Genomic DNA, 3,127 nt, shown 5'->3' on the forward strand with positions numbered 1-3,127 from the left:
CAGGGCCCGGTCCGCGGGCGTCTGATCCGTAGGGGTCCGATCAGTGGGAGGCGGCCCGGACGGGGCCCGCCGGGGCGCGTCACTTCGGCGCCGCGGCCCGCGGCGCCGGCACCGAGAGGGTGCGGTAGCCGTCCGGCACGGCGAACATGTCCGCCGGCGGCGTGTCATAGCTCACCGCCGTGGCGACGATCATGCCGGATGGCCCCCCCGTGTCCGACGCCGCCACCGCGCGCAGGATCAGCCCGTCCGCGGTCACGCAGTCCCGGCCGCTGCCCTGATCCACGGTCACCGTCCAGTCGGTGCAGGGCACGCCGGCCACGGTTTCGGTGCCGCCGCGCGTGTAATGCGCCGTGTCGGACAGCAGGAAGCTGCGCATGTGATCGGGATCGAACGGCATGTCCATCACGGCCTTGGTCTGATCCATCACGACCTGCATCCGGCGCGCCGGCAGGTCGATCAGCAGGTAGCTGTTCTGCCCTCGCGCCTCCACCCGCAGATGCCGCCCGCCGGCCTGATAGTAGACACGGATATGGTTCTCCCGCCCGCCGGCGGTCGCGGTGTAGTCAACCTGGGCGTCGCGGGTCGGGAACAGCTTCGGCCCCCCGCCCCCCGCCTGCGCCGGGGCGCAGCCCGGCAGGCCGGCCATGACGCCGGATACGACCAGGGCCGTCACCGCGGCCCAGCGGCCGGGCAGACGTCTCACGCGACTATGCAACATGGCACCTCACTCTCAGCGGACCGTCACGGGGAGGTCCTCGCGCCGGATATGGGCGCCTATAGCGATCTGCTCACCGCCCGGCGAGTGACCGTATTTCGAGCGTCAGCGCCTCTTCCGGCGGATAGGCGAGCCATCGCGCGTCGCGGTCGACGGCGTCGGCCAGGCGTTCCTTGTAGACGTCGCGCGGGACTTCCTCGGCGCCGAACTGCGACAGGTGGGCGGTGACGAACTGCGTGTCGAGCAGCCGGAACCCGCCGAGGCGCAGCCGAGCCACCAGATGCACCAGCGCGACCTTGGAGGCATCGCGGCACAGGCTGAACATGCTCTCGCCGAAGAACACGCCGCCGAGCGACACGCCGTACAGCCCGCCGACCAGCACGCCGTCGCGCCGGCTTTCCACCGAATGGGCGTGGCCGCGGCGGAACAGGGATGTGAACAGGCCCTCGATCTGCGGGTTGATCCAGGTATCCTCCCGCCCCGGCAGGCTCGCAGCGCAGCCGGCGATCACGCCCGCGAAATCCTCGTCCACCGTCACCTCATAGGCGCCGGACAGCACCGTGCGCAGCAGCCGGCGCGACAGGTGGAAGCGGTCGAGGGGCAGCACACCCCGGCGTTCGGGATCGAGCCAGTACAGGCGGTCGCCGTAGCGCGTCTCCGCCATCGGGAACAGCCCGTGGCGATAGGCCCGCAGCATCAGCTCCGGCGTGATCTCGACCGACCGACGCGACATGACCCCATTGTGCGCCCTTGCGCGACGCGCCGCCATTAAGTTCGCGTCAGCCGCCGGCCACCGCACGGCCGTGGCGGCCGGCGCCTCAGTGCGTGCCGCCGCTCACGAAACGCTCAAGCCAGTGGATCGTGTAGTCGCCGGCGATGAACGCGGGGTCCTCGAGGATGCGCTGATGCAGCGGGATCGTCGTCTTGATGCCGACCACCGCGAATTCCGCCAGCGCGCGGCGCAGGCGGGCGATCGCCTCCAGCCGTGTCGGCGCATGCACGATCAGCTTGCCGATCAGGCTGTCGTAATAGGGCGGCACGCGATAGCCGGCATACATGGCGCTGTCGATCCGCACGCCGAGGCCGCCGGGCGCGTGGAATGCCTGGACCCGCCCGGGCGTCGGCATGAACGTCTCCGGGTCCTCGGCGTTGATGCGGGCCTCGATGGCATGGCCGTTGAACCGGATGTCCTCCTGCCCGTAGCCGAGGCGCGCGCCGGCGGCGATGCGGATCTGTTCGCGCACGAGGTCGATGCCGCAGACCATCTCCGTCACCGGATGCTCGACCTGCAGGCGGGTGTTCATCTCGATGAAGGCGAAGTGCCCGTCCTGATACAGGAACTCCAGCGTGCCGGCGTTGCGGTAGCCGAGCTTGCGCAGCGCCGCGGTGACGGTGGCGCCGAGGCGGTCGCGCGCCGCCGGCGTCAGCGCGGGTGAGCCCGCTTCCTCCAGCACCTTCTGATGCCGCCGCTGCAGGCTGCAGTCGCGCTCGCCGAAATGCACGACGGCGCCGTGCATGTCGGCCAGGACCTGCAGCTCGATATGGCGCGGCCGGTCGAGATACCGCTCGATATAGACGGCGTCGTTGCCGAACGCGGCGCGCGCCTCGGCGCGGGCGAGGGTATAGGCATCTTCCAGGCCGGCCGGCCCCTCGGCGACCTTCATGCCGCGTCCGCCGCCGCCGGCCGCCGCCTTGACGAGCAGCGGATAGCCGATGCGCGACGCCACCTCGCGCGCATCCTCCAGCGTCGCCACCTCGCCGTCCGAACCCGGCACCAGCGGCACGCCGAGGCCGGCCATCGCGGTCTTGGCGGCGATCTTGTCGCCCATCATGCGGATATGCGCGGCCGTCGGGCCGATGAAGGCGAGGCCGTGCGCCTCCACCATCTCGGCGAAGTCGCCGTTCTCGGACAGGAAGCCATAGCCGGGATGGATCGCGTCCGCCCCGGTGATGCTGGCCGCCGACAGGATGGAGGCGACGTTGAGATAGCTCTCCTTGGCCGCGGGCGGCCCGATGCACACGCTCTCGTCCGCCAGACGGACATGCATCGCCTCGGCGTCGGCGGTGGAATGCACGGCGACGGTCGGGATGCCCATCTCGCGGCAGGCGCGCTGGATGCGCAGCGCGATCTCACCCCGGTTGGCGATCAGGATCTTGCGGAACACGCCGCTATTCCAGGATCAGCAGCGGCTCGCCGTATTCCACGGGCGCGCCGCTGGCGACCAGGATGCGGGCGACCGTGCCGGCCTTCGGCGCCTTGATCTGGTTGAAGGTCTTCATCGCCTCGATCAGCAGCAGGGTCTGGCCGGCCGCGACCGGCTGTCCCACCGCCACGAAGGGCGGCGCCCCAGGCTCGGGGCCCAGATAGACGACCCCCACCATCGGGCTGGTCACGGCGCCGGGCTGCGCCGC

Annotated in this window: 4 protein-coding genes; all 4 read right to left on the reverse strand. The window is 71.0% G+C overall.

Annotated features, from left to right (window positions below; translation table 11 throughout):
• Nucleotides 1–79 precede the first annotated feature (79 nt).
• On the reverse strand, nucleotides 80–703 hold the full coding sequence (locus tag B8460_RS18705; protein ID WP_148360706.1) for a hypothetical protein: 624 nt from the start codon (nucleotides 701–703) through the stop codon (nucleotides 80–82).
• A gap of 85 nt (nucleotides 704–788) precedes the next feature.
• A complete protein-coding gene (gene aat, locus B8460_RS18710; RefSeq protein ID WP_048863138.1) occupies nucleotides 789–1,448 on the reverse strand; it encodes a leucyl/phenylalanyl-tRNA--protein transferase in 660 nt (219 codons plus the stop codon).
• A gap of 85 nt (nucleotides 1,449–1,533) precedes the next feature.
• Nucleotides 1,534–2,880 carry an acetyl-CoA carboxylase biotin carboxylase subunit gene (gene accC / locus B8460_RS18715; protein ID WP_048863139.1) on the reverse strand — a complete coding sequence of 449 codons (1,347 nt, stop codon included), beginning with the start codon at nucleotides 2,878–2,880 and terminating at the stop codon, nucleotides 1,534–1,536.
• Between the two features lie 4 nt (nucleotides 2,881–2,884).
• Nucleotides 2,885–3,127 (reverse strand): acetyl-CoA carboxylase biotin carboxyl carrier protein (locus B8460_RS18720; protein ID WP_048863140.1); only part of this gene is annotated, 243 nt, incomplete at its 5' end.

The sequence above is a fragment of the Acidisphaera rubrifaciens HS-AP3 genome, from assembly GCF_000964365.1.
Classification (GTDB): domain Bacteria; phylum Pseudomonadota; class Alphaproteobacteria; order Acetobacterales; family Acetobacteraceae; genus Acidisphaera; species Acidisphaera rubrifaciens.

Coding starts and splice junctions, on each gene's coding strand:
- aat (WP_048863138.1), bottom strand. CDS start 1,448: ATGTCGCGTCGGTCGGTCGAGATCACGCCGGAGCTGATGCTGCGGGCC.